The following is a 5,319-nucleotide window of genomic DNA, read 5'->3' as shown; positions in this document are numbered from 1 at the left end:
TCGCCGTAAGGGCGAAACCATAAGCCGCTGTTACCGCAGCAACGGATATGTACACGGTCAACAAAAGTCAGGTCGGCTCGAAGGCCGCCTCTATTAATGACGAATCAAAGCTCGAACCGCAATTCAGGCCAGATCGGCGACGTCCCCCGCTTCTGCGACTCAAGAATGGCCCGGCACAACGAACACAGCCGCTGGTCCTGAAACACCCGGCGATCAACACTCGACCAGCGAGGCGAAGCCGGCAACAGACTGCCACACAAGGTCCGGTCCGCCGAACCGCCCAACTCCAGCTGACGGGTCACCAGATGCACCCGCACTTCCTGGCAGGCAAACAGATCCAGCTGTTCGTCAGGCTCGATCAGTTGATAGGCAAATAGTGACCAGGCGGGACGCGGCATCGGGGGCTCCAAATCGGGGGCGCCACCTTAGCCGAAAGCCTGCCTCTAGAAAAGTGTCATAACAGCGGTTTTAGAGTAGGCCAGACATTTTCCAGCAACTTGTCCTGGGCCCCGGCCGCCGGGTGTATGCCGTCGGCCTGCATCAAGTCCGGATGGCCGCCCACGCCGTCGAGGAAAAACGGCACCAGCGGAATCTTTTTCTCATCGGCCAGGTTGCTGTAGACCTCCGCGAACGCCTTGGTGTAACGCGCACCGTAATTGGGTGGTAATTGCATGCCGAGCAGTAACACCTTGGCGCCGCTGGCCCGGGAGCTGTCGATCATCGACGCAAGATTTTGTTGCAATTGAGTTGGCAGCATCCCGCGCAGGCCATCATTGCCGCCCAACTCGAGGATCACCAGTTCCGGTTTATGCTCTGCAAGCAGCGCGGGCAGGCGCGCCTGGCCTCCGGCACTGGTGTCGCCACTGATGGACGCATTGATCACTTTGTCGTCGAAACCTTCGCGCCTGAGCCGTTGCTCAAGCAGCGACACCCACCCCAGCCGGGTATCCAGCCCGAAACCGGCGCTGATACTATCGCCAACGATCAGGACTGTACCCGCCGCTGCGTTTTGGGCCATGCACATCAAGGCCAGGCCAGCACTCAAAAACCAGACACGCATCGGACTCTCCATGGGCGCAAGCATTCTCATCGCGAAGGACCTTAGCAAAGTGGTTCCCAGCGCGGAAGGTGAACTGACCATCCTGCACCAACTCAGCCTGGAACTGAACAAGGGCGACAGCCTGGCCATCGTCGGCGCTTCCGGCTCCGGCAAGTCCACCCTGCTGGGCCTGCTTGCCGGCCTCGACCTGCCGAGCAGCGGCGAAGTCACCCTCGCCGGGCAAGGCCTGAGCAACCTCGATGAAGACCAGCGTGCGCGCATCCGCGCCGAGCACGTGGGTTTTGTCTTTCAATCGTTTCAGCTGCTCGACAGTCTCAATGCCCTGGAAAACGTCATGCTGCCGCTGGAACTCGATGGCCGCAAAGACGCCCGCGAACGCGCCACCCAATTGCTGCAACGGGTGGGACTGGGCCAACGCCTGACTCACTCGCCGCGCCAGCTCTCCGGCGGCGAGCAACAACGGGTGGCGATTGCCCGCGCGTTTGCCGCCGAGCCCGATGTGCTGTTCGCCGACGAACCGACCGGCAACCTCGACAGCCACACTGGCGAGCGCATCAGCGACTTGCTGTTCGAGCTCAACCAGGAGCGCGGCACGACTCTGGTGCTGGTGACTCACGATGAACGCCTGGCCCATCGCTGCCGGCGCCTGATCCGTCTTGAAGCCGGCCTGCTGGTCGCCCCTCTGGAGCCTTGATGGCACGTCTGCCGCTGTTGCGCCTGTTCAGTCTCGCCATCCGCCAGTTGCTGCGCGATGCCCGCGCTGGCGAATTGCGCGTGTTGTTTTTCGCCTTGCTGGTGGCCGTTGCCGCCAGCACCGCCATTGGCTATTTCGGCGCGCGCCTGAACGGCGCCATGATGCTACGCGCTACCGAATTCCTCGGTGCCGACCTGCTGCTCGAAGGCAGTTCGCCTGCGCGCCCCGAACAGATAAGAAGCGGCACCGAACTGGGTCTGGAACACGCCCAAGTGGTGGAGTTCTCCAGCGTCATCGCCACCGACAACGGCATCCAGCTGTCCAGCATCAAGGCGGCCGATGACACCTACCCGCTACGGGGCGAATTGAAAAGCGCGCCCGCACCCTTTGCCACGGAAACAGTCGGTGGCGGACCGCAACCCGGTGAAGCCTGGGTCGAGGCACGCCTGCTAACCGCCCTGGACCTGAAGATCGGCGACAGCATCGATGTCGGCATGAAAACCCTGAAACTGGCGCGGGTGCTGACCTACGAACCCGATCGCGCCGGCAATTTCTACAGCCTGACGCCGCGGGTGCTGATCAACCTCGACGACCTTACGGCCACTGGCGTGGTGCAGCCCGGCAGCCGGGTCAGCTATCGCGAATTATGGCGAGGCAGCGCTCAGGCACTCGAAACGTATCGGCAACTGATCAAACCGGGGCTTGCCGCCAACCAGCGCTTACAGGACGCCCGCGACGGTAACCGGCAGATCGGCGGCGCCCTGGGCAAGGCCGAACGCTACCTGAACATGGCCAGCCTGGTGGCGGTGTTGCTGTCCGGTGTGGCGGTGGCGCTGTCGGCAACCCGCTTCGCCACCCGCCGGTTCGATGCCAGTGCCTTGCTGCGCTGCCTCGGGCTGTCACGCCGGGAAACCATGGTGTTGTTCAGCCTGCAACTGACTGTGCTCGGGCTGCTGGCCAGCATCAGCGGCGCCCTCCTCGGTTGGCTCGCCCAGCTGGGGTTGTTTGCCCTGCTGCATGACTTGTTGCCCACCGACGTGCCACCGGGCGGGCTGTTTCCGGCTATTGCCGGGATCGGCACCGGACTGGTGGCGCTGGCCGGTTTCGCCTTGCCGCCACTGGCAGCTCTGGGCCGGGTTCCGCCATTGCGTGTGCTGCGCCGGGACATGCTGCCGATCCCTTCCAGCACCTGGATGGTCTACGGCGCAGCGCTGGGCGCCCTCGGCCTGATCATGTGGCGCCTGAGCCTGGACCTGGTGCTGACCTTTGCCCTGCTCGGCGGCGGAGTGATTGCAGCACTGGTGCTGGGCGGCTTGTTGTTGCTGCTGTTGAAGAGTCTGCGGCGCATGCTTGCGCGTGCGTCCTTGCCCTGGCGTCTGGGTCTGGGCCAACTGCTGCGTCATCCGCTCGCTGCGGCGGGCCAGTCCCTGGCGTTCGGTCTGATTCTGCTGTCGATGGCGCTGATCGCCTTGTTACGGGGCGAGTTGCTGGACACCTGGCAGAACCAGCTGCCGAAAAACGCTCCAAACTACTTCGCGTTGAACATCCTGCCGGCGGACAAACAGGCCTTCACCGATCACCTGATCGCCGTGTCGGCGCAATCGGCACCGCTGTACCCGGTGGTGCCGGGCCGACTGATCAGCATCAACGGCGAACCGGTGCAGCAAATCGTCACCAAGGAATCGGCGGGTGATCGGGCGATCCAGCGCGACCTGAGCCTGACCTGGGCCGCGGACCTGCCGGCGGGCAACAAACTCACGGCCGGCAACTGGTGGAACGAACAGACGCCGGACGATGTTCCCGGCGTGTCGGTAGAAGGCAAGGTCGCCGAAAGCCTGAAAATCAAGCTCGACGATCATCTGGTTTTCAGCGTTGGCGGGGTCAATCGCGAGGCGAAGGTCACCAGCCTGCGGGAGATCAACTGGGACAACTTCCAGCCGAACTTCTTCATGATCTTCCAGCCCGGCACCCTCAAGGATCTGCCAGCGACCTACCTGACCAGTTTCTATCTGGCATCAGGTCACGACCAACAGATTGTCGACCTGTCCCGCGCCTTCCCGGCGGTGACGATCCTGCAGGTCGAAGCCTTGCTGGAGCAACTGCGCAGCATCCTCGCCCAGGTGACCCTGGCGGTGGAGTACGTGTTGTTGTTCGTGTTGGCGGCGGGCATGGCGGTGCTGTTCTCCGGTCTGCAAGCGACGCTGGATGAACGCATTCGCCAGGGGGCGTTACTGCGTGCGCTGGGGGCGGAGCGGCAATTGCTGGTCAAGGCTCGACGTATCGAGTTCGGTTTGCTGGGCGCAGTCAGTGGCTTGCTGGCGGCGCTGGGTTCGGAAGTGGTGAGTTGGGTGCTCTACCGCTACGCCTTTGACCTGCCGTGGCATCCACATCCATGGCTATTGTTGCTGCCATTGCTGGGCGCAGTGCTGATCGGTGGTGCCGGTGTGTTCGGCACCCGTCGGGCATTGAACGCCAGCCCGCTGACAGTCCTGCGCGAGGGTTGATAGACTCCTGCCATCCTCACCACAAGAAGCTGTCATGAGCCGTTACCGCCCTCCCCGCACCGCTGGCACCGCGCTGATCACCCCCGAGGGTGAAGCGCGGATGCGCGCCGAGTTCCATGAGCTGTGGCATGTACGTCGGCCCCAGGTTACCCAGGCTGTCAGCGAAGCCGCGGCCCAGGGTGATCGCTCGGAGAACGCCGAATACACCTACGGCAAAAAGATGCTGCGAGAGATCGACAGCCGCGTGCGTTTTCTCACCAAACGCCTGGAAGCGCTCAAGGTTGTCAGCGAAAAACCCAGCGATCCGAACAAGGTCTATTTCGGCGCCTGGGTCACGATCGAAGACGAGGATGGCAAAGAGTCGCGCTACCGCATTGTCGGGCCGGATGAACTGGACCTCAAACAGGGCCTGATCAGCATCGACTCGCCCTTGGCCCGCGCACTGATCGGCAAGGCACTGGACGCCGAAGTCCGGGTCCAGACGCCGACCGGTGAACAGTGTGTGTACATTGTGGCGATCGACTACCCGTGAGCTTTAACGCCGGGTAATCAGTCCTTGCCGGGCAACGCGGGTCAGTTGCCGGATCACTTCAGGCGCATCTTCGAGGCTGGGGGACTGAATCACTGCCAGATCGAAACTGTCGTCGGCAAAACGAGCGAGCGACTCACCGTCTTCGACAAACTGGATCAGGAAGGCAGCGGGACCACCGGTACGACGTGGCCAACCATCGAGATAACGCAAGAGCGTCGGCTGATGTTTGCCACCAAGCAGGATTTTTGGATTGCGCTGGGTCAGGTGTGCCGTGATCGGCGCGGGACGTACAACAGCATTTAGTGCATTCATTGTGTCGTGTCTCTGCCTCAAAAGTCTGCATGGCAGGTGAGAGGCAACACCGAACCAGCGCTTTAGCGGTATTTCGAAGCCTGTTCTGGCTTCTATCGGTAACTGGATGAGTCACCTGGCGCCCCGCAAGTAGCTGTTTAAATCGGCGCATGAGCAACATCCTAGAGAAGCTGACTGGACAGTGTCAAGAATGACGCGATCGAGTAGGAGGCGGGGT

Annotated in this window: 6 protein-coding genes; 3 read left to right on the top strand and 3 right to left on the bottom strand. The window is 62.3% G+C overall.

What is annotated here, in order from left to right; all coding sequences use genetic code 11:
• Window positions 1-104: 104 nt before the first annotated feature.
• A complete protein-coding gene (locus tag VC35_RS25535; RefSeq protein WP_007991769.1) occupies window positions 105-398 on the bottom strand; it encodes a hypothetical protein in 294 nt (97 codons plus the stop codon).
• A gap of 56 nt (window positions 399-454) precedes the next feature.
• Window positions 455-1,060, bottom strand: coding sequence for an arylesterase (locus VC35_RS25530; protein ID WP_008049055.1), 606 nt, complete (start codon window positions 1,058-1,060; stop codon window positions 455-457).
• Between the two features lie 10 nt (window positions 1,061-1,070).
• Here VC35_RS25530 and VC35_RS25525 point away from each other — a divergent pair, with 10 nt between their 5' ends.
• From VC35_RS25525 to greB, 3 genes are read left to right on the top strand one after another with little or no spacing between them, the layout of a single operon-like run.
• Window positions 1,071-1,754 (top strand): ABC transporter ATP-binding protein, encoded by a 684-nt coding sequence (locus VC35_RS25525; RefSeq protein WP_046043370.1) that lies wholly within the window; start codon window positions 1,071-1,073, stop codon window positions 1,752-1,754.
• A complete protein-coding gene (locus VC35_RS25520; RefSeq protein ID WP_046043369.1) occupies window positions 1,754-4,258 on the top strand; it encodes an ABC transporter permease in 2,505 nt (834 codons plus the stop codon). Before VC35_RS25525 ends, VC35_RS25520 begins: the two co-directional genes overlap by 1 nt.
• Before the next feature lie 34 nt (window positions 4,259-4,292).
• A complete protein-coding gene (gene greB, locus VC35_RS25515) occupies window positions 4,293-4,790 on the top strand; it encodes a transcription elongation factor GreB (RefSeq protein ID WP_007973570.1) in 498 nt (165 codons plus the stop codon).
• Between the two features lie 3 nt (window positions 4,791-4,793).
• Here greB and VC35_RS25510 read toward each other — a convergent pair whose 3' ends face one another.
• A complete protein-coding gene (locus VC35_RS25510) occupies window positions 4,794-5,102 on the bottom strand; it encodes a hypothetical protein (RefSeq protein ID WP_046043367.1) in 309 nt (102 codons plus the stop codon).
• Window positions 5,103-5,319: the final 217 nt, after the last annotated feature.

It is taken from the genome of Pseudomonas fluorescens, from assembly GCF_000967965.1.
GTDB lineage: Bacteria > Pseudomonadota > Gammaproteobacteria > Pseudomonadales > Pseudomonadaceae > Aquipseudomonas > Aquipseudomonas grandcourensis.
Note: the sequence above shows the minus strand (reverse complement) of the source record. Positions and strands in the feature narration are given on the sequence as shown.

What these genes read in the sequence shown, in the direction of transcription:
- VC35_RS25535 (WP_007991769.1), bottom strand. Translation starts at nt 398, where the DNA reads ATGCCGCGTCCCGCCTGGTCACTATTTGCCTATCAACTGATCGAGCCT.
- VC35_RS25530 (WP_008049055.1), bottom strand. Translation starts at nt 1,060, where the DNA reads ATGCGTGTCTGGTTTTTGAGTGCTGGCCTGGCCTTGATGTGCATGGCC.
- VC35_RS25525 (WP_046043370.1), top strand. Translation starts at nt 1,071, where the DNA reads ATGGGCGCAAGCATTCTCATCGCGAAGGACCTTAGCAAAGTGGTTCCC.
- VC35_RS25520 (WP_046043369.1), top strand. Translation starts at nt 1,754, where the DNA reads ATGGCACGTCTGCCGCTGTTGCGCCTGTTCAGTCTCGCCATCCGCCAG.
- greB (WP_007973570.1), top strand. Translation starts at nt 4,293, where the DNA reads ATGAGCCGTTACCGCCCTCCCCGCACCGCTGGCACCGCGCTGATCACC.
- VC35_RS25510 (WP_046043367.1), bottom strand. Translation starts at nt 5,102, where the DNA reads ATGAATGCACTAAATGCTGTTGTACGTCCCGCGCCGATCACGGCACAC.